The 23,938-nt window shown below is 58.6% G+C and carries 22 protein-coding genes; 11 read left to right on the top strand and 11 right to left on the bottom strand.

Annotated features, from left to right (window positions below; translation table 11 throughout):
• Window positions 1-71: 71 nt before the first annotated feature.
• A complete protein-coding gene (locus HEP89_RS27765) occupies window positions 72-1,145 on the bottom strand; it encodes a substrate-binding domain-containing protein (protein WP_168693608.1) in 1,074 nt (357 codons plus the stop codon).
• 377 nt (window positions 1,146-1,522) lie between these two features.
• Here HEP89_RS27765 and HEP89_RS27760 point away from each other — a divergent pair, with 377 nt between their 5' ends.
• The 4 genes from HEP89_RS27760 (at window position 1,523) to HEP89_RS27745 (ending at window position 5,555) form a co-directional block, all read left to right on the top strand.
• Entirely contained in the window at window positions 1,523-2,164 is a 642-nt protein-coding gene (locus HEP89_RS27760) for an SGNH/GDSL hydrolase family protein (RefSeq protein ID WP_023001501.1), read from the top strand.
• Window positions 2,165-2,224: 60 nt separating this feature from the next.
• The gene (locus tag HEP89_RS27755; RefSeq protein WP_145903866.1) at window positions 2,225-3,322 is read left to right on the top strand and encodes an ROK family transcriptional regulator; all 1,098 of its coding nucleotides are present in this window, start codon (window positions 2,225-2,227) and stop codon (window positions 3,320-3,322) included.
• Window positions 3,323-3,435: 113 nt separating this feature from the next.
• A complete protein-coding gene (locus HEP89_RS27750) occupies window positions 3,436-4,557 on the top strand; it encodes a mannitol dehydrogenase family protein (RefSeq protein WP_168693607.1) in 1,122 nt (373 codons plus the stop codon).
• Complete coding sequence (locus HEP89_RS27745) at window positions 4,554-5,555, top strand: aldo/keto reductase (protein WP_168693606.1); 1,002 nt, start codon at window positions 4,554-4,556, stop codon at window positions 5,553-5,555. The genes HEP89_RS27750 and HEP89_RS27745 overlap by 4 nt, the downstream gene beginning before the upstream one ends.
• Here the strand turns inward: HEP89_RS27745 and HEP89_RS27740 are convergent.
• Window positions 5,540-6,442, bottom strand: coding sequence for a GntR family transcriptional regulator (locus HEP89_RS27740; RefSeq protein ID WP_209018140.1), 903 nt, complete (start codon window positions 6,440-6,442; stop codon window positions 5,540-5,542). The genes HEP89_RS27745 and HEP89_RS27740 overlap by 16 nt on opposite strands.
• Before the next feature lie 138 nt (window positions 6,443-6,580).
• Between HEP89_RS27740 and HEP89_RS27735 the strand changes: the two genes are divergently transcribed.
• The 4 genes from HEP89_RS27735 (at window position 6,581) to HEP89_RS27720 (ending at window position 10,492) form a co-directional block, all read left to right on the top strand.
• Window positions 6,581-7,603: an ABC transporter permease gene (locus HEP89_RS27735; protein WP_152507791.1), complete on the top strand. Its 1,023-nt coding sequence runs from the start codon at window positions 6,581-6,583 to the stop codon at window positions 7,601-7,603.
• A 46-nt stretch (window positions 7,604-7,649) separates the two neighbouring features.
• A complete protein-coding gene (locus tag HEP89_RS27730) occupies window positions 7,650-8,591 on the top strand; it encodes an ABC transporter substrate-binding protein (protein ID WP_152507790.1) in 942 nt (313 codons plus the stop codon).
• Window positions 8,592-8,666: 75 nt separating this feature from the next.
• On the top strand, window positions 8,667-9,458 hold the full coding sequence (locus HEP89_RS27725) for an ATP-binding cassette domain-containing protein (RefSeq protein ID WP_152512199.1): 792 nt from the start codon (window positions 8,667-8,669) through the stop codon (window positions 9,456-9,458).
• Between the two features lie 38 nt (window positions 9,459-9,496).
• Window positions 9,497-10,492 carry a zinc-binding alcohol dehydrogenase family protein gene (locus HEP89_RS27720; RefSeq protein WP_286201095.1) on the top strand — a complete coding sequence of 332 codons (996 nt, stop codon included), beginning with the start codon at window positions 9,497-9,499 and terminating at the stop codon, window positions 10,490-10,492.
• Window positions 10,493-10,566: 74 nt separating this feature from the next.
• Here the strand turns inward: HEP89_RS27720 and HEP89_RS27715 are convergent, their stop codons facing one another.
• From HEP89_RS27715 to HEP89_RS27695, 5 genes are all read right to left on the bottom strand, one after another.
• Window positions 10,567-11,577, bottom strand: a complete 1,011-nt coding sequence (locus tag HEP89_RS27715) for an ABC transporter permease (RefSeq protein ID WP_055660753.1) — start codon at window positions 11,575-11,577, stop codon at window positions 10,567-10,569.
• Between the two features lie 18 nt (window positions 11,578-11,595).
• Complete coding sequence (locus HEP89_RS27710) at window positions 11,596-13,098, bottom strand: sugar ABC transporter ATP-binding protein (RefSeq protein ID WP_168693604.1); 1,503 nt, start codon at window positions 13,096-13,098, stop codon at window positions 11,596-11,598.
• A 93-nt stretch (window positions 13,099-13,191) separates the two neighbouring features.
• A complete protein-coding gene (locus HEP89_RS27705) occupies window positions 13,192-14,139 on the bottom strand; it encodes a sugar-binding protein (protein ID WP_077294132.1) in 948 nt (315 codons plus the stop codon).
• Window positions 14,140-14,408: 269 nt separating this feature from the next.
• Window positions 14,409-15,401, bottom strand: coding sequence for a substrate-binding domain-containing protein (locus HEP89_RS27700; protein ID WP_075281822.1), 993 nt, complete (start codon window positions 15,399-15,401; stop codon window positions 14,409-14,411).
• 39 nt (window positions 15,402-15,440) lie between these two features.
• Window positions 15,441-16,421, bottom strand: a complete 981-nt coding sequence (locus HEP89_RS27695) for an NAD(P)-dependent oxidoreductase (RefSeq protein ID WP_168693603.1) — start codon at window positions 16,419-16,421, stop codon at window positions 15,441-15,443.
• A 180-nt stretch (window positions 16,422-16,601) separates the two neighbouring features.
• On the opposite strand from HEP89_RS27695, the gene HEP89_RS27690 reads away from it, so the two are divergent.
• The 3 genes from HEP89_RS27690 to HEP89_RS27680 all read left to right on the top strand — a co-directional run bounded on the left by HEP89_RS27690 (window position 16,602) and on the right by HEP89_RS27680 (window position 19,551).
• A complete protein-coding gene (locus HEP89_RS27690) occupies window positions 16,602-17,342 on the top strand; it encodes an ATP-binding cassette domain-containing protein (protein ID WP_168693602.1) in 741 nt (246 codons plus the stop codon).
• A gap of 13 nt (window positions 17,343-17,355) precedes the next feature.
• A complete protein-coding gene (locus tag HEP89_RS27685; RefSeq protein WP_168693601.1) occupies window positions 17,356-18,351 on the top strand; it encodes an ABC transporter permease in 996 nt (331 codons plus the stop codon).
• A gap of 189 nt (window positions 18,352-18,540) precedes the next feature.
• Complete coding sequence (locus tag HEP89_RS27680; protein ID WP_230057685.1) at window positions 18,541-19,551, top strand: LacI family DNA-binding transcriptional regulator; 1,011 nt, start codon at window positions 18,541-18,543, stop codon at window positions 19,549-19,551.
• Window positions 19,552-19,652: 101 nt separating this feature from the next.
• Here the strand turns inward: HEP89_RS27680 and HEP89_RS27675 are convergent, their stop codons facing one another.
• The 4 genes from HEP89_RS27675 to HEP89_RS27660 are packed head-to-tail and all read right to left on the bottom strand — an operon-like array spanning window position 19,653 to window position 23,935.
• Window positions 19,653-20,564 (bottom strand): SMP-30/gluconolactonase/LRE family protein, encoded by a 912-nt coding sequence (locus HEP89_RS27675; protein WP_152507788.1) that lies wholly within the window; start codon window positions 20,562-20,564, stop codon window positions 19,653-19,655.
• Window positions 20,561-21,523, bottom strand: a complete 963-nt coding sequence (locus HEP89_RS27670; RefSeq protein WP_168693600.1) for an ABC transporter permease — start codon at window positions 21,521-21,523, stop codon at window positions 20,561-20,563. The genes HEP89_RS27675 and HEP89_RS27670 overlap by 4 nt, the downstream gene beginning before the upstream one ends.
• Window positions 21,516-22,457, bottom strand: coding sequence for an ABC transporter permease (locus tag HEP89_RS27665; protein ID WP_168693599.1), 942 nt, complete (start codon window positions 22,455-22,457; stop codon window positions 21,516-21,518). The genes HEP89_RS27670 and HEP89_RS27665 overlap by 8 nt, the downstream gene beginning before the upstream one ends.
• Complete coding sequence (locus HEP89_RS27660) at window positions 22,454-23,935, bottom strand: sugar ABC transporter ATP-binding protein (protein ID WP_286201084.1); 1,482 nt, start codon at window positions 23,933-23,935, stop codon at window positions 22,454-22,456. Before HEP89_RS27660 ends, HEP89_RS27665 begins: the two co-directional genes overlap by 4 nt.
• Window positions 23,936-23,938: the final 3 nt, after the last annotated feature.

Genomic DNA, 23,938 nt, shown 5'->3' with positions numbered 1-23,938 from the left:
ATCTTTGCTGTCGGTGACCAGCCGGTGCGCGGAACTGCAGCACCGGCTGGCCGTCCGGCCTCGGGAGGAGGCTATTTCTTGCCGTAGAGCTCCTGCAGCTTTTCCTCCGGCAGCTCGGTTGGCCACCAGACGTTGGCGGACAAGTCCTCGCGGTAATATTGCTTGGCCTTGTCGACGTCCCAGCCTGCCGGGTTGTAGTCGTAGTGCTTCTTCAGCTCCTTGCCTTCCAGCAGGGCGACAGCAGCACGCACACCGGCAGCCCCCTGGGCAGGCGCGTATTCCGCAGACACGGATTTAAATCCGTCCCGGATCCACTGACCGAAAAAGCCGTTGTTGCCTTCGCCGGAAATCGGCGGAATTTCAGCGCCGAACTGCTTGAACACGTCAACACAGGCACGGGTCATGTCGGCACCGGAAGACCAGATCCCGTCGACAGACGGGTTGTTCAGATAAAGCGTCTCACACAGGTTCTTGGCCTTGTCGTACTGCCAGTCGCCATGTTCCTCGGCGATGACCTCGACATTCGTGCCTTCAAGAGACTGCAGCAAGCCGTTGTAACGGTTGGTGTCTTCCGGGTGTCCGGCGAGACCGCGCAGAACCCAGATCTTGCCGTCGGCGCCAACCTCGTTGACGAGCCAGTCGCCCATCACCTTGCCGAAGTGTTCGGCGCCGCCCTGGATCTCGGTCGTATAGGCATCGCTCTCGATACGGCCAGTATGCAGGACAACCGGAATGCCGGCTGCCACGGCCTTGGCGATCGACGCATCAGCAGACGTTGACGTCACAGGCTGAACGATGATCGCATCGACGTTCTGTGCAACCAGATCCTCGATATCGGCCACCTGCTTTTTCTGGTCGAAACCGGCGTCGAGCAGGATGAACTTGGTGATGCAGTCGTTCTTGGCAGCAGCCGCTTCGGACTCATGTGCCACCTGAACGGTCCAGGTATTGGCGTTCACCCCAAAGTGGCTCATGCCGATGGTCCAGGGGCAATCCTTCTTGTATTTGTCCGCTTCGACAACCGGATTGTCGCCTTCTCTGGCCGTAACACCATCCATCAGAAACGTGTCTTCCGCGAATGCAGGGTATGACGAGATGGCGACCGCCAGACAGCCCGCCAGCGTGGCAGGTTTGAAATATGTCATCGAAATTCCTCCTCCAAGGTCAGGCCTTTGATCTGCTTGCAGGAAGGCTGCCGAGCGCCTGACCTCGGCGAACAGCCTTCCTTTACGCACAGGTCAGCCGTTCCGGCAGCGACAACGGGTGCCGGCCGGCAGACAAGGCGATGCCGTTCGCCGAAACGCATTCCGGCGGCGGGTGAACGCAACTGCGATGGGTGGGACCTCCTCCCAGGTCCGTTAAAAATCACGGCAGGACTTGCCTGTCAATAGTTATTCATATTGAATGATTAATTGGAAAGCTTGTCAGATCCCGCGAGCGATGCAATGTATGGCAACAGAGATTTCGGCCAACCTTCGGGACAACCGACTGTTTTCAATAACTAAATCAGGACGCTGCCAGCATGCGCACGATCTTGTGTTACGGCGACTCGAACACGCACGGACAAATTCCAGGGGGGACACCACTGGATCGCTACACTCTGCTGCAGCGGTGGCCGGGTGTGCTTGCGCGTGAACTCGGCAAGGGCTGGCACATCATCGAGGAAGGCCTCAGCGGTCGGACAACGGTGCATGACGACCCCATCGAAGGCGCGCTGAAGAATGGCCGCACCTATCTGCGCCCCTGCCTCATGAGCCATGCTCCGCTGGACCTTGTCATCATTATGCTGGGCACGAACGACCTGAAGGCCCGGTTTGGCCAGCCGGCGTCGGAGGTGGCAATGGGCATCGGCTGCCTGATCCACGACATCAAGGAACTCTCGCCCGGCCCTGACGGAACGGTGCCCGAGATCATGGTGGTCTCGCCGCCGCCGATGCTGGACGACATCAAGGAATGGGAGAACATCTTCAAGGCCGCCCAGCAGAAGTCCCATGAACTTGCCCTTCAGTTCGAGATCATGTCGGATTCGCTTGAAGTGCATTTCTTCGACGCTGGGTCCGTCTCGACCTGTGATCCGCTGGACGGGTTCCACATCAATGCTCAGGCACATGAGAATCTCGGTGTCGCCCTGGCGCGGGAAGTGGAGGCGATCGGGTGGAAATGAGTTCGCTGCGCGCACAGCTGCCGGCAGGAATTTATCCGGCACGGCAACGGAGGGCCTTCCATGCCTGACATGAGATTTGCTCCGCCCAATCCGCTGCGTATAGCCGACCGTGCGTCAGGCCTGAATGCCGTCAGTGTGCGAAGCTACAACGAGCGCCTGGTGCTTTCGCTGCTTCTGCAGAACTCCTCGACGACACGGCTGGAGATCGGCGAACAGACAGGCCTTTCGGCGCAGACCGTGTCCGTACTCGTCAGGTCGCTGGAGCAGGAAGGACTGGTGGCGAAGGGGGAAGCGCAAAAGGGCCGTGTCGGCCCGCCAACCGTGCCGTTGACCCTCAACCCCGAAGGGGCCTATTCCATCGGGATCAGCGTCGGCAACCGGCACACCGATATCGTTCTCATCGATTTTGTCGGCAAGATCCGCTTTCACAAGACCTTGCCCAATCCACAGCTTGCCCATGGCAGCAACCATTCGGAATTTCTGGAGACGATTGCGAGCGCGGTGAAGCTGCTGCCGGATGCGGAACGCGAACGCCTGGCTGGCGTCGGTCTTGCCCTGCCCCGCCGACTGTCGGGCGGCATGGACGAAGAAGCCTATTTCAAGGCCTTGCAGGCGGAGATCGAGGAACAGCTCGGCATTGCCGTTTTTGTCCAGAACGACATCACTGCAGCTGCCAGCGGTGAGAGCATGTTCGGCGCCGCCAAGACGCTTTCGGACTATATGTTCTTTTACCTCGGCGCCGACCTGCACGGCCGCCTTGTCCTCAATCACCAGATCTACAACGGCAATTCCGAAGTCAGCTTCGATGTCGGCATTGCGGCATTGGAGAGGGACCTGTCGGCACAGGGCAAGGAAGTCGACCCGCTCTGGGACCGGTCCGGATCCTGGCCAGACTACGGTGCTCTGGTGAGTGATTGGGAAGAACGGCTGATTGCCCAGATGCGCGCCTCCCTGCATGGTGTCGGCCAATTCGTGGAAATCGAAACAGTCATCCTGTCGTCTTATGCGCCTGAAAGCATTTGCCAGGACATCTGCCGGAAGCTGGAAGCAGCAGCCCCGCAGATCAAGGCAATCGCCGGCAACATCGTGCCGGCACCGAAGGCGATCGGTGCTGCCAGTCTGCCGTTCAGTTCCAGGTTCATGGTCAGCGGAAACTGACCCGCTGAGGTCAGTACTCCCCGACAACCCGCCTAATCTTTTCCGCGGTCGGAAATTGCTTGATTTAAAATGTTTGTAATAATAATAAACATAAAATCATTCGGGAGAGAGCCATGTCGACGTCAGCGATCGTTCAATTCGGGACCAGCCGCTTCCTGCAAGCGCATGCGGATCTATTCGTCTCCGAAGCCATTGCCGAAGGGCAGGACGCCGGACCGATCACAGTGGTTCAAACCAGTGGCGACGCGTCCCGGGCACATCGCCTGAAGGCGCTTGCAGACCCTTCCGGCTACGAAGTCCGGATCAAGGGCATCGACAACGGCACCCTGGTGGACACAAGCAAGACCGTCAGCAGCATCAAACGTGCCTTGTCCTTGCCGGAAGACCTTGCCGAGGTTGCGAAAGCCGTGGCCGGCGAGGCAAGGATTATCCTCTCCAACACCGCTGATGCGGGCTATCGGCCAAGTGAGGCAGACAAGAGCACCGACTTTTCCATCGACATGTCCTATCCGGCCAAGTTGACGTGGTTCCTGTTCCAAAGGTTCGGCATGGGCGGCGCTCCGGTGCAGGTCATGCCGGCCGAACTCATTCCCGAAAACGGCAATGTTCTGAGAGATCTCGTCCTTTCCATTGCAGCTCTTTACCCGCCTGAATTTGCAGACTGGCTCCGCTCAAACGTGACCTGGGTGAATTCCCTGGTCGACAGGATCGTCTCCGAACCGCTGGAACCCGCCGGAGCTGTTGCCGAACCCTATGCGCTTTGGGCAATAGAGAAACAACCCGGCCTCATTCTACCCTGCGTGCACCCATGCGTGCAGGTGGTCGGGGATCTGGAACAGGTCGAGACCCTGAAGCTTTTCATCTTGAACCTTGGACACACTTATCTGGTGTCACGATGGCTGGCTGCAGGCGGTTCGTCCCTGCAGTTTGTCCGGGAACTGATTGACAGTCCCGACTATGGCCCCGACCTTACAGATCTCTATCGACGCGAAGTCATCCCTGCCTTCGAGGCTCATGGCCGCAAGAACGAAGCGGAAGCCTATGCCGCCACGACAATCGACAGGTTCAAGAACCCGTTTCTGGACCACAAGCTTGCCGACATCGCACAGAACCACGGGGAAAAGATAGACCGACGTATTTCATCTTTCCTGTCCTGGGCACGGAAAGCCGACGCGTCACTTCAAATGCCCCGGCTGGATGCAGTGGCGGCCGGTGCCGAGGCAGCACGCGGATGAGGGCACGCAGACAGATAGGCAACACAGGTGTTCTGGTAACGGATATCTCCTTCGGAGCCTCCGCCATCGGAAACATGGGTCGGGTAGTGCCGGAACCAGAGGCAAACGAAGTTCTCCAGTCTGCCTGGGACGCCGGGATCCGGTACTTCGACACCGCACCTCATTATGGCCGTGGCCGGTCGGAAGAGCGGCTAGGCCGGTTCCTGAAATCCAGGCGACGTGAAGACTACGTCCTGTCCACCAAGGTTGGGCGCGTTCTGTCACCAGGAACTCCTCTGAAGGAGGCCGACGGTTTTTTCGACCCGCTTCCGAACGCTGTTCGCTACGACTATTCCGGTGACGGCATTGAAGCGTCATTGGAAGGCAGTTTTGAGCGGCTGCAGACGCGCCATGTCGATATTGTCTACATCCACGACATCGGCACCTACACACATGGTGCTTCAAACGAAACACATATGCAGGACTTGCTGGCGACCGGGCTCGACCGGTTGCAAAGGTTGAAAGACAAGGGAAAAATCCGCGCCTTCGGCCTCGGCGTGAATGAAAGCCGGGTTTGTCTCGACCTTCTGAATGAGACCGACCTGGACGCCATCCTGCTTGCAGGACGCTTGACCCTGCTCGACCGGGAAGCCGAAGACCAACTCGTCGGGCGGTGCCGGGAAAAAGGCACAAGCCTGGTTCTCGGCGGGATCTTCAATTCCGGAATTCTGGCAACGGGACCGGTTGAGGGCGCCTGGTTCGATTACGCACCCGCGCCAGCGGAAATCCTGGCAAAGGTGACCGCGCTCAAGGAACAGGCAGAAACACTGGAACTTCCGCTTGCCAGCGCGGCCCTTCACTTCGCCCACAGCTATCCCGGTGTCGCCTCTGTTCTGCTCGGCACATCGAAGGCCTCATCCTTGAAGCGCAATCTCGACTGCCTCGCCGAAGCACCGCCTGCCAGCTTTTCAAGAGTGTTTGGCACCCCTGCGCAAGAGGGCCTTCAGGCGAACTTGTGAACCCGCAGCGACTGCAGAAGCGTTTCCTTCGATCTCCGCAGATGCTTTAGCGCTGCGGCTTCCGACCTTGCGCCGTCCTTGTCGAGCATCGCGTCGATCCATTCGAGATGCTCCTCGATCGCGGCCGCATTGCGTTCCAGCTCGTCGCGTTTGTCCCACATGTAGTGGTAGTTGAAGATCAGCTTGATGAGCTTCTGTGCCTCGAGAACAAACCGGTTTTTGACCACGCTGTTGACGGCTGAATGAAACTTTTCGTCCAGCAGGGAAAAGTCGTGATACCGCTCCTCAAGGACCGACTTCAGGTCCTCATGTTCGCGCTTCAAGGCCTTGAGCTTTTTCCAGATCTCGTGCTCGGGCGGAAGGGTCAGCAGCTGCCGCACAGCATTCAGCTCGAGCACCATTCGAAACTCTGACAGTTCAACCGCAAATTCCGACGTGAACCCAAGGAGCGACCAGCCTCCTCTTGGACGGCGTTCCACAAGACCGAGACGGCTCAGTCCGGCCAGAAATTCCTGAAGGTTGTGGACGGGAACACCGAATTGCCGCGACAATTGCGCCACATTGAGCGACGTCCCCGCCGGAACGTCGAAACGCAGGATCCATTCAAAGAACCTGTGCTCCAGTTCCTCCGTGGACAGGGAACTTTCGGCAGGAACCAGGCGGTGCTCCGCCTGAGGTTTCCGGATCAGCGTCTTGGTACGGCCTTCCCAGCGAATGAGATTGTCGCTGTCCAGCTTTTGCAATGCGGTACGTACGATGGTTCTGCTGACTTCCATCTTGTCCGCAAGCGTGGTCTCGGCGGGCAACTCGTCGCCAATCGCCATGGTGCTGCAGATGTCCAGCAACCTGTTGTATGCGCGCCTGAATCGTTCGTCCGTTCTTGCCATGGCAGCAACCTAACATATCCAAAACGCTGAACAATTCCGATTGTTTGTATTAAAAAATAAAAAACTGTTGACGCGTCGCATTGCCTGACCTCATATTGTTTTTAATAATTTTATTCAATATCCGGCCCGGGAGGATTTATGGCGGATCTTGATCGAGGCGCAGAGCCTGCTTCCTGGACCTTCAAACTGTCTGCCGGTTCCTTTCACAAGTTATCGGCGCTCCTGACCCTTGCCCTGCTGATCTTCGCGTTCTCGTTTGGAAACGCGGCCTTTTTCTCCATCAACAACGGCCTGACTGTGCTGCTGCAGACGTCCGTCATCGGCTTGCTGGGCATCGGGATGACGATGGTCATCATTACCGGCGGCATCGACCTGAGCGTCGGCTCCGTACTTGCCCTTTCGGGAACCATCACCGGATTGAGCATCAAGGCAGGCGTGCCGGTCGGTCCCGCCATGGCGATCGGCGTGATGGCCGGCGCCGCTTGCGGTTTCGTCAACGGCTTCGTCATTACGAAAATGCGGATCACCCCGTTCGTGGCAACGCTCGGCATGATGCTGATCGCCCGCGGCGTTGCCCTCCAGCTGACAGGCGCAGCGCCGATTTCGCGCTTGGGCGAAAGTTTCGGTCTTCTGGGCAATGGCTCCTTGTTCCGCATCGTGGAGAAAACCGGCGGCATCTTCCCGAAAGTCGTCTTCCCCGGAATTCCCTATCCGGTCATTCTGCTCGCGGTTGTCGCACTTGCCGCAGCCTATCTTCTCAGGCGCCGCCAGATCGGCCGGCATATCTATGCCACAGGTTCGAACGAGGAAGCCGCGCGTCTCTCCGGTGTCCTGGTCGATCGCACCAAGATCTTTGCCTACGTCCTTTCAGGAGCGCTTGCCGGGCTCGCGGGCAACGTCCTGATGTCCCGTCTCGTGACGGTGCAGCCGAACGAAGGCGTCATGTACGAGCTCGACGCGATCGCCGCGGCCGTCATCGGCGGGGCTTCGCTCATGGGCGGCGTCGGCAATATTTCCGGAACGATGATCGGCGCAGCCATCATCGGCGTTCTGCGGAACGGCCTCAACATGGCCGGCGTGTCCGCATTCATCCAGCAAATCGTGATCGGGGTCATCGTCATTCTGGCGGTCTACGTCGATCAGATCAGAAACCGGCGCTGAGAAAGCCGGACGATTTCCAGAGCAACTTCAGACGGAGGAGAATGAAATGAAGAAGCTTTTGACAACAGCGATGATGGCAAGTGCCCTTGCGCTGTCCGCAGCAGCCGCGCAGGCCGGAGAAATTGCGGTCATCGTCAAGACGACGAATTCCAACTTCTGGCAGAACGTGAACAAGGGCGCCAGCGCAGCCATCGAAGGCCAGTCGAACCACACAATGACTTTCAACGGTCCGGCCTCGGAATCGGCCGTTGCCGATCAGGTCAGCCTTGTCGAGAACGCCATCAACCGCGGCGTATCCGGAATTGTCCTGGCACCATCCGATCCGGAAGCCCTGATCCCGGCGGTGAAGAAAGCGTATGAATCCGAAATTCCCGTCGTCATCATCGACTCCGGCCTCGCCGACAACGGCAAGGAATTTTACCAGTCATTCCTGTCGACCGATAACTGTGCTGCCGGTCAACTGGTTGCCGACAAGATGATTTCGGAAGTCGGGACAGAGGGCAAGGTTGCCGTGATGTCCTATGTCGCGGGTGTCGGCTCCGAACTTGGCCGCGTCGGCTGCTTCGTCAAGCGGATCGAGGATCAGTCCAAGATCGAGATCGTCGGCCCCTATTACTCCCAGTCCCAGATGGCAACCGCCTTGAACCAGACCACCGACGTTCTGGCGGCAAATCCGGATCTTGTCGGCATTTTTGGCGCCAATGAACCGACGGCCATCGGCATGGGCCGGGCACTGGCACAAGCCGGAAAGGCGGGCAAGGTCACGGCGATCGGCTTTGACGGCAACACAGACCTTCAGGATTTCGTCCGCGATGGAACTTTGGCCGCGACTGCCGTTCAGGGCTCGTTCCAGATGGGCGAGATCGGCGTTCAGACCATTCTGAAGCTCTTGAACGGTGAACAGGTGCCGAACTTCATCGACACCGGCGTCGTGCTGGCCACCAAGGACAACATCGATCATCCGAGCGTTCAGAACGTCCTTTACTAACGCACCACAACGCGGCCGGAAGCCTTGCTGCTCAAAGGCTTTCGGTCTTTTCAATCGTCGATCGGGACACGGAATATGAAACCAGATGCACAATCCGCGGCACCGCTGGTGCAGATGGAGGCAATCGAAAAGCACTTTGGCGGCATCAGGGCGGTGAATGGTGTTTCTCTGGAGCTTTATCCAGGTGAAGTCGTTGGCGTTCTCGGCCACAACGGCGCCGGCAAATCGTGTCTGATGCGCATCCTGTCCGGAGCCATGATCCCCAATGAGGGGACGATCAAGGTCAACGGCGAAATCGCCGACATTCAATCGCCCCACGACGCCCGCGATCTGGGCATCGAAACCATTTACCAGACGCTTGCCCTGGCAGACCACCTGAACGCACCCGCCAACCTGTTTCTCGGCCGGGAACTGAAAACAAGGTTCGGCAATCTGGACGACAACAGAATGATGGCCGAGGCGGTCCGTGTTCTGAAAAGGCTCAACCCGAACTTCAAGAACCTGAACGATCCGGTGTCGAGCCTCTCGGGCGGTCAGCGCCAGGTTGTTGCCATTGCCAGAGCGATCTATTTTGACGTCAAGATCCTGATCATGGACGAGCCGACAGCCGCTCTCGGCCCTTCGGAAACGGCCATGGTCGGTGCCTTGATCAGACAATTGCGCGAAGAAGGAATAGGCATTCTCCTGGTGAGCCACGACATGCATGACGTGTTCGAACTCTGCGATCGTGTCATAGTGATGAACAAGGGCCGTAAAGTCGGCTCGCACCGGATTGAAGACGTCACCAAGGATGATGTTCTCAGCCTTATCATCAAGGGCGACCTTCCTCACGACTGGGCTCCCCGGAGCCGGAAAGCCGTTCAATGAATATTGAAAAGACCAAATCACCGGCAGTGGCCCGATCAATGGAATGCGGTACCGTCATCGAACCGGGTGTCTTCAGGCTCGAAACGCGGGCCTTGCCAGAAGACGCGCCGGACGGCTGGGTGCTTGTGGACATCGAGGCCGTCGGCATTTGCGGCACCGACTATCACATTCTGGAAGGCAAGCACCCTTTCCTGAACTACCCGCGTGTCATTGGTCATGAACTTAGCGGCAGGGTCGCGGAAAGTGTCGGCCCGTGGACTGCCGGGGAACTGGTGGTGGTCAACCCGTATCTTTCGTGCAACGCCTGCCGGGCCTGCATGAAGGGCAAACCGAACTGCTGCAGCAGCATCGAGGTTCTCGGTGTTCACCGGGATGGCGGAATGTGTTCCCGCATCGCCGTCCCCCAGCAAAATCTCTATCCGGCGACCGGCTTGACGGAACTTCAGGCGGCGATGGTGGAGTTTCTTGCAATCGGGGCCCATGCCGTTCGCCGGGCGGCGCTATCTGCCGATGATAGGGTTCTGGTCACCGGGGCCGGTCCCATCGGCATCGGCACAGCTCTCTTTGCCCGGCTTTCGGGAGCCGAAGTCCATCTTCTGGACATGAGCCAAACGCGGCTGGCCCAGGCGACGGAAAAATTCAGCTTCAAGAACACGCATCTCGTCGGAACCGACATTCTGTCAGGTTCGCTTCAAGACGGCTTCGACGTGATTTTCGATGCAACAGGCAATGCGGCCGCCATCGAAGCCGGCTTTCCTCTTCTTGCGCATGGCAGCCGCTATGTACTGGTGAGCGTCGTGAAGGAAACCATCAGCTTCAGCGACCCGGAGTTTCACAAGCGCGAAACCCAGATCATCGGCAGCAGAAACGCCACGAGAGAAGACTTCGAGACCGTCATGTCGGCAATTCGCTCAGACCGGATCGACACGGATGCGCTGTGCACGCTGACCGTGCGCCTCGAGGACCTTCCGACGAAGATCAAGGAACTGGCGACAGACAGGGAAGCCTTGATCAAGGCCATCGTCACTCTCTAAGCCCCCTTGTCGAATCAGGCAGCCCACCAGCAGGCCTGCCCGATCCATGCTCGCTCAAGATTGAAAAAGCGACTTCATACCGTTTCCGAACGCGGCTCCCGGCTGGCCGGTGCAATGGTCGCAAGGGCGCTTGCCTGGCGCCGGGAGTTCCTGTGTTTGGCGATCTGATTGTCTGCGATGACACCGATCAGGATTACGCTGCCCATAACCGCAAAGTTGAGCGATGAGGGAATGCCGAGCAGATTGACGAGATTCTGAAGCATCTGCAGCAGAACGACACCCAACACGACGCCGACAACGGACCCCTCCCCTCCTCTTAGGGAAAATCCTCCCAGCACGGCGGCTGCAATTGCATAGAGTTCATAAAAGTTGCCGTGGGATGCGGGGTGGATGGAGCGGGTATACATGGCAAAGAAGATGGCCGAGAGACCGGTTAGAACAGCGCAGATGACATAGGCCAGAACAATGACCCGTCTCGTGTTGATTCCGGTGTAGCGGGCTGCTTCCTCGTTCTTGCCCACAGCGAAAAGATGCCTGCCGAACACGGTGCGATGAAGCACGAACCAGGCGATCACCGCTATAATGGTGAAGGCGATGATCGAGTGGGGGACACCGCCGCTCCGCCCCGAAATCAGCCACTCCAGAACCGGAAAACTGTCTCCGAACGAAAAGCCTGCCGTCCCGTCCTTGGTGTAGAACCGCGCGACCCCGCGATAGATCAGGAGGCCGCACAAGGTGACGATGAAGGGCTGGAGCTTCAACCGGGTGATCAGCCAGCCGTGGATGAAACCGAAACAGGCTCCCAGCAGAAGAACGATCAGGCAGGCAACAGGCCAGGGAACGCCCTGCTGAACGATCAGATCGACGAAGATGACACCAAGGAGCGCGATAAGAGAACCGACGGACAACTCGATACCCGCCGTCACGATCACGAAAGCTTCTGCAAGGGAAAACAGACCGAAAAGGCCAATGAGGTTGGCTGTGTTTGCCAGGTTGATCGGCGACAAGAACCGGGGATTGATCAGGGCGACAACTGCCCCGACCACCAGAACAAGTACCGCCAGTCCGATATCCTTCTTTTGCATTCTGTCTCCCCAACTCCCTTACCCGACCGCCAGCCGGAGTATGTTTTCTTCCGTCAGTTCGTCACGACCCAGGATCCCCGACACGTGCCCCCTGCGCATGACGGCCACACGATCCGACACCCCGATGACTTCCTCCATGTCGCTCGAGATCATCAGGATACCGACGCCTTCGTCCGCGAGCGCCTGCATGAGGTGATAGACTTCCGCCTTCGCGCCCACATCGATGCCTCTGGTCGGTTCGTCGAAAATGAGAACCTTCGGCTTCATCGCCAGCCACTTCGCCAGCACCACCTTCTGCTGGTTTCCGCCGGACAACTCAGCAGCGGCCCGTGTGATGGCGCTGGTCTTGATGGAAAGCCGGTCGCGCGAGCTTTCCGCCAGCGTTGCCTCGCGCGCCCGGTCAACGACACCGCGGCGGCTCAGCTTGTTGAGACAGGGCAAGGAAATGTTCGCGCAGATCGCAAAATCTAGAAGAAGGCCCTGCTCTTTTCTGTTTTCCGGCACCAACGACAGCCCTGCGGCAATCGCTTCTGGAACTGAATGAGTTTGCAATTCCCGGCCGTTGAGCCGGATGGTGCCATCAACCAGCGGCTCCACACCGAAGACAGCGCGTGCAAGTTCCGTTCGGCCCGCACCTACCAAACCGGCAACTCCGAGGATCTCACCGGCATGAAGTGTCAGGTCGACGTCTGAGCCGGGAAAGGTCGAGGTCCGCACACCCTGCAGCTCAAGCACCGGCTCGCGCAATTGATGGGGCTTTTTTTCATAGAACTGACCGACATCCCTGCCGATCATCATCCGCACCATTCTGTCCTTGCGGATGCCGGCGCCCACCAGTGCGCCTGCGTTTCTGCCATCGCGCAGGCACACAACCCTGTCCGCGACGTCTTCCACTTCACTCAGACGATGGCTGATAAACAGGATTGCAACGCCCTGATCCTTCAGCTGCCGCATGACCTGAAGCAGCCTGTCGGTTTCCGACAAGGTGAGACTTGACGTCGGCTCATCAAGGATGACCAGGCGTGCATTCATCGACAATGCGCGGGCAATTTCGAGCAATTGCTGATCTGCGAGCGAAAGGTCCGCAACGGAATCGCTGGCACCGAAACGCGTACCGAGCATCTCGAGAATAGGTTCCACCTTGGCCACCATGGCGCGCCGGTCGAGCAATCGTAGCGGACCGGATGTGATTTCGCGGCCCAGAAGCACGTTTGCGGTCACGTCAAGATTTGAAAACGGATTGAGCTCCTGATGGACGAAGGCAATGCCGAGCGCAGAAGCTTCGGCCGGGGTCAGTCCACCGGTCCGGACGCCGTCTATGATGATATCGCCCCCGTCAGGGGAGATCGCGCCACCCAGCACTTTCATCAAGGTGGACTTGCCGGCGCCGTTTTCGCCGATCAGGCCAACGATTTCTCCGCCCTTGATGCTCAAATCGACATCCTGAAGGGCAACGACACCCGGATAGACTTTCGTTACCCGTGTGAGTTCGAGGGAAATCTTCTCAAATCCGGGGATCAAGGTTTTGGCTCCGCCATAATGATCAGCTTCGGCTGCACGGGCCGGCAATAATCCGGTCCGCGCAGCCTCAGGGTCCGCCTGGGAGGGCCCGACCTAGCCTTTGATGCGCTCTTTCAGCTGCTGTTCGAACGGATCGACATTTTCCGCATCGATGATCTTCGTCGGTACGATGATCAGACCATCAGCCGGAATTCCGGATTTGTCGCCTTCCAGAAAGTCGGCCATCAGGTGCATGCCCTGGTAGCCCCACTGATAAGGATCCTGCACCACCGTTCCGGCGAAGCTGCCTTCACGGATAGCACCGAGAGTGATCGGGTCCTCGTCGAAGGCAATGACGGTGATTTCACGCAGTTTGCCAGCCGCCTGAAGCGCTTCGTAGATCTTCGGGGGATTGTATGAGTAGAAGCCGACCATGCAGTCGATTTCCGGATTGGCAGCGAGAACGTCATCGACGTTCGACCGGGCCTTGGCGAAGTCGACGTCGTCACCTCGGACGTCGACCAGCTCGATGCCCTTGTCTTTCACGGTTTCGCGGAAACCGGCGATGCGTTCCTTGGCGTTATCGGCACCGAGAAAGCCGACAAAACCCATGCAGGTTCCCCCGTCCGGCAAGGCCTTGATTGCAATTTCGCCAGCCTGATTTCCAGCAAGCGTGTTCGAAGACCCCAGATAGGCAATCCGGTCGCTTTCCGGCGCATCGCTGTCGGTCGTGAACAGCGGCACCTGTGCGGCAACACGATTGAAGGCGTCGGTCGATGTCTTGGGATCCACAGACGAAATCATGATGGCGTCAGTCCCGGCAGCCACCAGGTCGTCCATGAGGGCATTCTGAAGCGCTGCCGTTCCCTGAGCGGGATACCGGAACTGCAGCTCGTAGCCGGGCAGTTCCGCCTGCGCGGCGTTCACGCCGGCTTCAGCCAGTTTCCAGAAGTCGGAGGCCGCGTTCACAACGAATGCCAGTTGCGGCTTTTCCTGCGAATGCGCCGCCGTGGCGGCGAGTGTGGCAATGGCTGCCACGCAAAGGGTTTTCCGAAGTTTCAATTTTTCCTCCCTGTCTCTGGGCAACGATACATTGCCCGCAACAAATTATTACTAATATTAATTAATTGAATTTTTCAAGTATTAATTAGCAGGCCGTCCCTTGCAGCTAATCGAGGGTAATATTTCGAACCTTGGCACCCTTCGCGAAAAAGATCTGATGGGCGCACGCACGCGCGCCGGCGGGAAAGCGCCATGTGAAAGCCATGGCCCCGCCAGGAAAAAGCGCCGCCGAACCAATGCGCCAGTTCGGCGGCCAGTGGAGAAGTTGTCTAGTTGTCTGCGCAGAAACCAGGATCTTCCTGGTTACAGACATCCAGCCCCGTATAGAGCGGATCGTCTACGCTATCTCCGTTGATGAGCTGCATCATCACATCCGGTGCACGATAGCCCATTTCAAACGGCCTCTGGCCGACCTGAGCATGGCTCCTGCCATCGCGGAAGGCTTTCGTCTGAGGTGGCAAGGTATCGCCGGCGATGATGATCAGATCCTTGGACTTCAGCTTGTCCATCACCTGATCCGTCACCTGCGTATACGCCTGCGGCGCGAACTGAGCCCACCCACCGATCAGGATGAACGCATCAAGATCGGGATTGGCGATGAACGTGTCAGCCATCTGCTGGTTTGCAAGATCAGCCTGGTCATTGGTGAAAACGGGACATCCATCGATCTCGGTCCAGCCGTTCTGGCCAGTCAGGCGATCGATACCTTTTTCTCCAGCGGCCGTATCACGGAACCCCTGAGCCCGGGCATTGATATTGTCGGCAGCAACGTTTCCAAGTTGCAGGCACACCGTTCCGCCATCCGCCTTGAGCTTCGCGGCCTCCTCGGCCATCTTGACGCCCATCAGATAATTGTCGGTGCCAAGATAGGTCTTGCGAAGGTCGCGGTCGTCAGCCAGGAAATCCGCATCAATGGTCATGACCGGCACGCTTGGCGCGATCTGACGGATGCGGTTTGCCATGGCAGGTGCGTTGGACGGCGAAATGGCGATTGCGGCAACGCCGCGGGTAAGCAGATCATCCACGATCTGGACCTCGCCAGCCTCGTCGGCGGATGATGCGGGGCCGGTATAAAGACATTCATATTCGCTGTCCGCGTTTTCGGACATCCACTTCTGACAACCCAGATTGATCTGTTCGAAGAAAGGGTTATCAAGCCCCTTCACCACGATTGCGAGGGTTTTCTTGTCTTGTGCAAGGCTCGATCCGACTGAAATTGCCAAAACGGCAGCGGCGCCAAGCAACAGTAAATTCCGTCTCATGCGTGTCACTCCCTTCTGTCCAGCAGGTCCCGGAGCGATTTACCCCGGGTACCAGATTTTACGGGGATCTTTGATGTCCCTTCTGTAGTTCCAGGCCCCTTCAACAAGAGCCTCCAGGTCTACCGACGGTTCCCAGCCCAGCCTCTGGCGCGCCTTGGAATTGTCGAGCCAGTTGCTGTGGAGAGAGGTCGGAATTTCCGCGATTTCGTAGGATCTTGTGGCCGCGAGATAATTGGCGACGCACCGGTAGTCGACCGGTTCGTTCATGGAGATATTGAAAAGCTGGCCAGCCGCCTTCGGACTGTCCAATGCCGCAAGGATCGCGGAAACCAGATCATCCACGTGCACGAAATTGCGCTTGAGCGGCACACCTTCCCGATCCAGCAGCAACGGAGCAAATCGGCCGCCGGCAAGGCGCTGGATTTCATCGGCGGCAAGAAAGTCCGACCACAAGGGGCCACCGAACTGGTCCGGACCAAAGCTCAGCGCAAACTTGAAGTCGTCCTTTTCCATGATCCAGGGCGCGCGCAATATGCAGCCGTTCAGACCATATTGATGCCGGTATTGCTCCAGCATTACCTCTTCCAGAACCTTGGTCAGGGCATAACAACCCGGATAAGCCTTGCGTTCCGAAGTTTCCGTAACCGGCTCCGAATATGGCTGGAAGGCATGACCAACGGCACAGTCCCCGCTGATCAGAACAAATTGCCTTGCATTTGCCAGTTTCCGGAACTCTTCGAGCAGGACAAACACTCCTTTCACGGAAACGTCGATTGCAAGTTCGGGAGATTCCTTGACGGCTGCCATGTGAAGCACATGCGTAACACCGGCCATGGCTTTCGACACACAAGCGGGATCGGCAATTGAGCCGCGGATGACCTCCACGCGATCGCCGGGATCGATCGTCCGGTTGTTGCACAGAGCCACAACGCCCCACCCGCTGAACATGTCCTCAGACAGAAAGCGCGGCAGGAAGTTTTTCCCGACCTTGCCCGTGGCACCTGTAAGCAGAAGCTTCATTTATCTCCCCTTGCCTTTATTAAATAATATTTACTAATATTAATTAGTCAAGAATTGAAAAACGACACCAAAACGTGTGTCATGCGGTAAGCTGAAACCGGCCTGTCACGGGGACATGACCGGGAGGACTTCCCAAGTGGCGACGTCCATCTGGCCGGGTGTTTGGGGAGGAAAATCAGAATGTCGAGGCTGAAGCTGAGCGGAATCTCAAAAAGCTTTGGAGCCATTCAGGCTTTGAACGACGTATCCCTGGAAGTGGCTCCGGGCGAGGTTCTGGGCCTGATGGGGGACAACGGTGCCGGTAAATCAACCCTGGTAAAGATCGTTGCTGGCAACTTCAGGCCCACCCACGGTTCGATTTCCATTGATGACACCAGCGTGGATTTTCATCGTCCGCTCGACGCGCAGGTAGAAGGTATTGAAGTCGTTTATCAGGACCTGGCGCTTTGCGATAACCTGTCGGCGGCGTCCAATGTCTTTCTTGGCAGAGAGCCGCGGCGGTCCTTCGGCGGGATCAAGCTGCTGGACTATGCCACCATGTACAAGCGCTCAGCGGATCTATTCGCGGTCCTCAAATCCGAAACCCGCCCTCGAGACCTTGTCAGGCGTATGTCCGGCGGGCAGCGGCAGGCTGTGGCCATTGCAAGAACGCTTCTTTCCAACGCCAAAATCGTCCTCATGGATGAGCCGACCGCCGCCATTTCGGTACGCCAGGTTGCCGAGGTCCTGGACCTGATCCATCGGCTGAGTGACCAGGGTATCAGCGTTGTCCTGATCAGCCACAGAATGCCGGATGTGTTTGCGGTCTGCAGCCGCATCGCCGTGCTGCGAAGAGGACAACTCGTGGCTTGCAAGCCGGCAAACGAAAGTTCTCCGGAAGAGGTGACCGGTTTGATTACCGGCGCCATTGAAACGGCTTGAGGGGGATCGCACCATGACAACTCTTGAGCAAGCCATTGGGCACAGCCAGCACGGATCGCCCTTCTCCAGGATATTCAACTCCCAGATTTTCTGGGTCTTTCTGGCAGCCCTTCTCGCCTGTGTCGCCTTGTCTTTGCTGACTGATTCCTTCGCAACCCAGCGGAATCTGTTCAATGTGACACGCAACTTTGCATTTGTCGGCCTGATCGCGATCGGCATGACGACCGTAATTGCGTCGGGAGGGATTGATCTGTCGGTCGGATCGACGGTCGTCCTGTCCGCGATGGTCATCAGTGTCCTGATGTCGTCGGGAACCCCGTTCTGGATATCAGCGATCGCGGCACTTGTCGCAGCGGGTATTGTCGGAGCGATCAACGGTACATTGATTGCTTACGTGGGCATGCCGGCGTTTGTGGTGACGCTCGGGATGCTGTCGGCCGCCAGATCTCTGGCAATGGTCCTGTCCAACAACAAGATGATCTGGGAATTCGGCCCCGATCACGACCTGTTGTTATGGGTCGGTGGTGGCTCGACACTGGGTTTGCCGCATCCGATCTACGTACTCGGTCTTCTGGCCACCGTGATGAGCGTGGTGTTTCGGTGGACGAGATGGGGGCAATACGTGTTTGCCATTGGCGGAAACGAGCAGGCAGCGACGCTGACAGGCATTCCGGTGAAGCGAATCAAGGTCTCGATCTATGTGTTTTCGGCCATGACCGCAGGGGTCGCCGGCATCCTGATGGCCGGCTGGCTCGGCAGCGTGACGACAAATCTGGGACAGGCGATGGAACTGACGGTGATTGCCGCGGCGGTGATCGGAGGTGCCAATCTTGCCGGAGGCCAGGGAACGGCCCTTGGAGCGGTCATCGGGGCTCTCTTGATCGAAGTGATCAGGAACTCTCTGATTCTTCTTGGCATCTCGACGTTCTGGCAAGGCATGTTCATCGGCTGCTTCATTGTCATTGCAGTTGCATTCGACCGCGTCCGCAATTTGCGTTCACTCGACTAAAGCGTGAGGAGAAACAGACACCTGTGCAGATATCGACGGTGCAGAAACGTTGCGTTTGACCGTCTTTCCCGATAGTCATTCGCCGGTTCAGACACCTAATCCGTCCATTGCGAGGAGACCGGAACGAAGATGGCGAAAAAAGCCCGGCTTGGCAAAGATAGACGTCCTACAATGATGGATGTTGCGGCAATGGCCGGAGTTTCGCAGGCAACGGTATCGCTCGTCCTGAACGGAAGCCGCGGCGCGAAGTTGAGCGACGCGACGCGCAAGCGCGTGCACGAAGCCGCCAGAGAACTGGGGTACAATCTGATACGCCGGGGCGCGCGGACCGTGCCCGACGACCGGTCGAACATTGTTTTCATTGCGGACGAAATCACAACCGATCCGTGGATGGCGCTGGCTTTCGAAGGTGTTCGGGACAAGGCGTACGAATACGGCATCAACGTCAGCCTGGCAGTCAGCCACGGAGACGAAGAAACCGAGCAGATGATCGTCAACCAGATGAGCCGCCTGCCTCTTCTGGGCATGATCTACGGCACGATCCTGACCCGGCGCGTCGAACTGTCTTCCGCCTTTGACGGCCAGCACACCGTGCTCCTGAACTGTTACAACGCCGATCGCTCCCTTCCCTCAGTCGTACCTGGCGACGTTCTGGGAGGGCGGACGGCAACCGATCATCTGATCAAGGCGGGCTACAAACGCATTGCCCTGATCAACGGCCAGTCGGGCGTGGAAGCGACGCGGGACAGGCTCAAAGGCTACCGGCAAGCCCTCTCGAGCCACGACATTCCTTTCGACGGCGACCTCGTCAAACCGGGCAACTGGGAGCCGCTGTCCGGTTACGAGCACACCCATGCGCTCATGGATCTCGAGATGCCACCGGATGCAATTTTCTGCGCGAACGATCTGATGGCCCTTGGGTGTTTCGACGCCCTGAAGGAACGCGGCCTGCGCATACCGGAAGACATTGCGGTGATCGGATTTGACAATCGGGAAATTTCCGAAAGCACGCATCCGCCGCTTTCAACGCTCGTATTGCCACAATACGAGATGGGAGAAATCGCCTTCGAACTGCTGCTCGACAACGCGAATGGCCGCCAGTCCGGACCGGCCCAGATCAAGGTCGAATGCCCGCTCATCGAGCGGGCGTCCGTAAGGGCTGCAAGACCGGTTCTCGGACAGGAAGCCGAAATGCTGTAGTGGGCCCAGACGGCGCTCCAGGATTAACCAACGAACCGTCCCTCAGGGGCTTTTAAAGAACTTTCTCATCGCCGAGAATGCTTCCTCACAAGCCAGATTTGTCAGATCGCCGATCTTGCGTTGACCGCAATCTCATAAACCGACGTGGTTGCGGTAATCAGCAACCGATTGCCGCGCACGCCACCGAAACACAGGTTGGAGACCACTTCCGGCACCAGGATCTTCCCGAGCCGGGTCCCGTCGGGGTGGAAACAGTGAATGCCGTCGGACGCCGAACTCCAAAGATTGCCGGCGATATCAACCCGCATTCCATCGGGAAGGCCCCGGTCAATCGTGGCAAAAACATCGTCCGACAGGATCCTGCCGGTGTCGTCCAGTTTGAAGGAGCGGATGACGGAGGGAACCCCGGCATCATGACTGGAGCCGGATTCCGCCACGTAGAGAACGCTCTCGTCCGCTGAAAAGGCCAGACCGTTCGGCTGGGTGAAGTCGGTGATCATTGCCTCGACCTCCCCAGTCGCCGGATCAACGCGGAAGACATTGCGGGCCGCCTGCTCCGGCTCTGCCGTGTAGCCTTCATAATCGCTCAGGATGCCGTAGGTCGGATCGGAGAACCAGATCGCACCGGTCGACTGGACGATCACGTCATTCGGTGAATTGAGACGTTTTCCCTGGTAGCTGTCTGCAATCACGGTGCGGGTGCCGTCCAACTCGGTCCGGGTAACAGAGCGGGTGCCATGCTGACAGGACACCAGCCTGCCCTGACGATCCCGGGTGTTGCCGTTGGAATAATCCGAAGGCTGGCGGTAGGTGCTGACCTGGCCATCGAGTGTCAGCCGCATCATCCGGTTTGCGGGAATATCGGAAAAAAACAGGTGCTGGTGATCGGCAAACCAGACGGGCCCTTCTGTCCATTCAAAGCCGGTCGCAAGTTGGCGCAGCCTGGCGTTCTTCTGGATCAGGTTCCTGAACCGGGGATCGTCGATCTGATAGGGAGAAGAGAAACTGTTCATGTGGGTCTGCCCTTTCCGGATGCGGCAGCGACGATGCCAATGATGATGGCGCCGGTCATGATCAGGCGCACGCCTGCGCCGAAGCCGTAGGAATTCAACATCGAGACGACCAGGAACATCAGCAGCGCCCCACCCCAGATGCCCGGAACATTCGAATTGCCGCCTGCAATGGAGCAGCCTCCGATCACGACGACGGCGATGGAAATCAGGAGATATTCCGTGCCCATGTTCAGCGCGGCACCTCCTGAAAAGCTCGCCAGAAGGTATCCGGTGAACGCGGCCAGGACGGCGGACGCGATATAGGTGACCGCGCGGACCGTCTCTACCGGGATCCCGCTCAGCCGGGCCGCGCGCGTGTTCTGCCCGAAGGCGGACACCCAGCGTCCGAAGATCGAGCGTTCCAGAACCACCCAGCTCAACAGCGCAATCAACACGCCAATGATCGTCAGGTTTGGCAGGCCGGCGATGGCACCGGTCGAAAAATCCGCGAGCGCCTCGGGCGGTTTGATCCTGAGGCCGCGGTTCCACCAAATCGCCAGCGACTGATAAAGGAACGACGCTGAAAGGGTCGCAATGATTGGCGGGATCCGCAAAAGCCGGATCAGCAGGTAATTGAATGTGCCCGCGCCGATACCGACGGCAAGCGCAACCGCGAGCCCCGGCAAGATGAGATTTGCAGCACCATCCATGAACTTGAGCGACAGCGTGCCGGCCAGGGTCATGGTCGCAGGGATAGACAGATCGACATTGCCCGGCCCCAGCGTAATGACGAACATCTGGCCAAGCCCGACAATGGCCGAGAAGGAGGCAAAGGTCAGCGCTGCGGAAAGAAGCTCCCCTCCGCCGCGCCCTTCCGTCAGCGAAAGGGTCGCGAAATAGGCGATAGCACTGGCCGCGCATGCCCAGAACCAGGGTCTTCTGGGGATGGCGAGAACTGTCGAAAGACGGGAGTTATCCATTTTCGGCTCCCTTCCATTTCCGGCTGCGGCGCGAAAAGATCAGCCGCACCGCCAGCACAAGGATGAGGATCGCGCCCTGGGCGCCTATCTGCCAGTCCGGCGACAGGCGCATGAACGAGAGGAAGCTTCCAGCGAGCGCGAGTGTCAACGCACCGAGAACCGCACCGACAGGCGAGACCCGGCCGCCGGTGAACTCTCCTCCCCCCAGGATCACTCCGGCGATGGAGAGCAACGTGTAGCGCAGCGCGATATTGGCATCGGCCGACGTTGTCAGTCCGACGAGGCAGATACCGGCCAGGACACCGAAGAAGCCGGCAAGCGCATAGGCGCCCGCCTTCAGTTTCGTGACCGACCAGCCGGAGCGGGCGACCGCCTGGGCGTTGCCGCCGACTGCGCGCAACAGCGTGCCCGTCGAAGACCGCATGATCAAAAGGTGCGTCAGACCGGCGATGAGGATGCAGGCCACCACCGCCATCGGCACCAGCGGAGGCTTGACGGTCATCACCGTCCGGATCCATGTCGGCGCCGCACCACCCGGCGATGGCAGCAGCAGAACCGCCAGGCCTCCCCAGACGAATGACATGCCGAGCGTGACCACAATCGCCGGAAGCTGGCGAATGTGAATGAGCGCGCCGATGGCCGCATACGCGAGGATCGATGCCAGCAGGATAGCCGCACCGACAAGCGGCGCATCGTTCAGGAAGGTTGCCGTAACACAGGCGACGAAGCTGACGAACGTCCCGACCGACAGGTCGATGTCGTTGACCATGATGATCATCATCTGCGCGATGGTTGCCAATGCGATCGGCACCGCGAGATTGAAGAGCAGGTTCAGGCCGAAGTAGCTCATTGCCCGGGGTTGAAGGTAAAAGACGGCCACCAGCAGCACAGTCAGGGACAGGACCGGAAGCAGAATGCGGTACTTTCCGTTCATGCGCCGGCCCCCTGCATCTGGAAGGATGCGGCCAGAATGTTTTCTTCCGTGATGCCGTCCCCGGTCAACACCGCTGATATCTGCCCGTTCCGGAACACAAACACCCGGTCACACTGGCAGACTTCATCCGTTTCCGTCGAGTACCACAGGAAGGTGCGCCCGTTGGCGGCTTCCGTTCGGATCATGTCGTAAGCTTCCTGTTTGGTGCCGACATCGACACCGCGCATCGGGTCGTCCATCACCACGATCGGGGCGGATGAGGCCAGTGCGCGGGCGAAAAGAACTTTCTGCTGATTGCCGCCGGACAGGGACAGGATGAGATTTCCCAGATTGTCGGTCCGAATACCGATGCGTTTCTTCCAGTCTGCGCCCAGCGCCTGTTCAGCAATCCTGTCGACCAACCCTCGCCGGGTCAGGCTTGGCAGATGTGTCAGCGTGAGATTTCGAAGGATCGACCAGAGCGGCATGACCCCGTCCCGGCCGCGGTCACCGGCAACGAAGGCCGCTTCAGGATCCTTCACCCGCGTGAGTTTCCCCGACCGGGACATGAAGAACCGGGCCAAAGCTTCTGCCTGCCCATGCCCGGCAAGACCCGCCAGGCCAACGATTTCCCCTTTGCGGGCACTGAGCCCTTCCGGCGTCTTCAGCACTTCTTCGCCGATGCGTTGGCTGCTTTCGACCGCCGCCCGGGCGGCGACCTTCTCGTTTGCCACATGTCCCATGGCATCGATCAGGCCCTGCTGGGTAAATTCGGACGCAGGTCTGCTGGCAATGATCTTGCCGTCCTTCATCACGTCGATCCGTGAAGCGACTTCGAAAACCTCGCCCAGCATGTGCGAAATGAAAATGACCGCACCGCCCTTGGCGCAGAAACGGCGGACATGTTCGAGCAGTTGCCGGGCGATCGAGGCATCAAGGGACGATGTCGGCTCGTCAAGGATGACGAGACGCGGCGGTGTAGGGCCACCTGCAAATCCGGCAGCGATCTCGACCATCTGACGTTCCGCCAGGGTCAGGTCGCCGACGATCATGCCCGGTTCGATCCTGTGTCCGGGAAAGATTTCGTCGAGAGCACCGGCAATCCGCCCAGCAGCCGATTTGCGCCAGCCAAATCCTGTCAGATCACGATGTGGAACCCTCAGATTTTCCAGTACGGACAGGTTAGGGCATAAGGAGAGTTCCTGAAAAACACTGCGGATACCGCAGGCACGCGCACGTGCCGCCCCCGTTCCTTTTCTGCCGTCCTCATGCCCGTAACGGACTTGTCCGTCCGTTGGCGTCAGTCCGCCGTTGATCACGTTGACGGCTGTCGATTTGCCCGCACCGTTGTGACCCATCAGACCGACACATTCGCCGGGACTGACGGTCAGACTGACCCCGTCGAGCGCGCGCACTGCACCGAAGTGAACACACGCGCCCGAAAGGGCAACCAACGGGACATCCGGCTTCGGCCTGCCGGCGCCAGTTGCCACTTCCAATTC

The sequence above is a fragment of the Labrenzia sp. 5N genome, from assembly GCF_012395805.1.
Taxonomy (GTDB): Bacteria; Pseudomonadota; Alphaproteobacteria; order Rhizobiales; family Stappiaceae; genus Roseibium; species Roseibium algicola.
This window is presented reverse-complemented; position numbering and strand designations above follow the sequence as displayed.

Excerpts from the sequence above, each read along its gene's own strand:
- HEP89_RS27765 (WP_168693608.1), bottom strand. The coding sequence starts at position 1,145 with ATGACATATTTCAAACCTGCCACGCTGGCGGGCTGTCTGGCGGTCGCC.
- HEP89_RS27760 (WP_023001501.1), top strand. The coding sequence starts at position 1,523 with ATGCGCACGATCTTGTGTTACGGCGACTCGAACACGCACGGACAAATT.
- HEP89_RS27755 (WP_145903866.1), top strand. The coding sequence starts at position 2,225 with ATGCCTGACATGAGATTTGCTCCGCCCAATCCGCTGCGTATAGCCGAC.
- HEP89_RS27750 (WP_168693607.1), top strand. The coding sequence starts at position 3,436 with ATGTCGACGTCAGCGATCGTTCAATTCGGGACCAGCCGCTTCCTGCAA.
- HEP89_RS27745 (WP_168693606.1), top strand. The coding sequence starts at position 4,554 with ATGAGGGCACGCAGACAGATAGGCAACACAGGTGTTCTGGTAACGGAT.
- HEP89_RS27740 (WP_209018140.1), bottom strand. The coding sequence starts at position 6,442 with ATGGCAAGAACGGACGAACGATTCAGGCGCGCATACAACAGGTTGCTG.
- HEP89_RS27735 (WP_152507791.1), top strand. The coding sequence starts at position 6,581 with ATGGCGGATCTTGATCGAGGCGCAGAGCCTGCTTCCTGGACCTTCAAA.
- HEP89_RS27730 (WP_152507790.1), top strand. The coding sequence starts at position 7,650 with ATGAAGAAGCTTTTGACAACAGCGATGATGGCAAGTGCCCTTGCGCTG.
- HEP89_RS27725 (WP_152512199.1), top strand. The coding sequence starts at position 8,667 with ATGAAACCAGATGCACAATCCGCGGCACCGCTGGTGCAGATGGAGGCA.
- HEP89_RS27720 (WP_286201095.1), top strand. The coding sequence starts at position 9,497 with ATGGAATGCGGTACCGTCATCGAACCGGGTGTCTTCAGGCTCGAAACG.
- HEP89_RS27715 (WP_055660753.1), bottom strand. The coding sequence starts at position 11,577 with ATGCAAAAGAAGGATATCGGACTGGCGGTACTTGTTCTGGTGGTCGGG.
- HEP89_RS27700 (WP_075281822.1), bottom strand. The coding sequence starts at position 15,401 with ATGAGACGGAATTTACTGTTGCTTGGCGCCGCTGCCGTTTTGGCAATT.
- HEP89_RS27695 (WP_168693603.1), bottom strand. The coding sequence starts at position 16,421 with ATGAAGCTTCTGCTTACAGGTGCCACGGGCAAGGTCGGGAAAAACTTC.
- HEP89_RS27690 (WP_168693602.1), top strand. The coding sequence starts at position 16,602 with ATGTCGAGGCTGAAGCTGAGCGGAATCTCAAAAAGCTTTGGAGCCATT.
- HEP89_RS27685 (WP_168693601.1), top strand. The coding sequence starts at position 17,356 with ATGACAACTCTTGAGCAAGCCATTGGGCACAGCCAGCACGGATCGCCC.
- HEP89_RS27680 (WP_230057685.1), top strand. The coding sequence starts at position 18,541 with ATGGCCGGAGTTTCGCAGGCAACGGTATCGCTCGTCCTGAACGGAAGC.
- HEP89_RS27675 (WP_152507788.1), bottom strand. The coding sequence starts at position 20,564 with ATGAACAGTTTCTCTTCTCCCTATCAGATCGACGATCCCCGGTTCAGG.
- HEP89_RS27670 (WP_168693600.1), bottom strand. The coding sequence starts at position 21,523 with ATGGATAACTCCCGTCTTTCGACAGTTCTCGCCATCCCCAGAAGACCC.
- HEP89_RS27665 (WP_168693599.1), bottom strand. The coding sequence starts at position 22,457 with ATGAACGGAAAGTACCGCATTCTGCTTCCGGTCCTGTCCCTGACTGTG.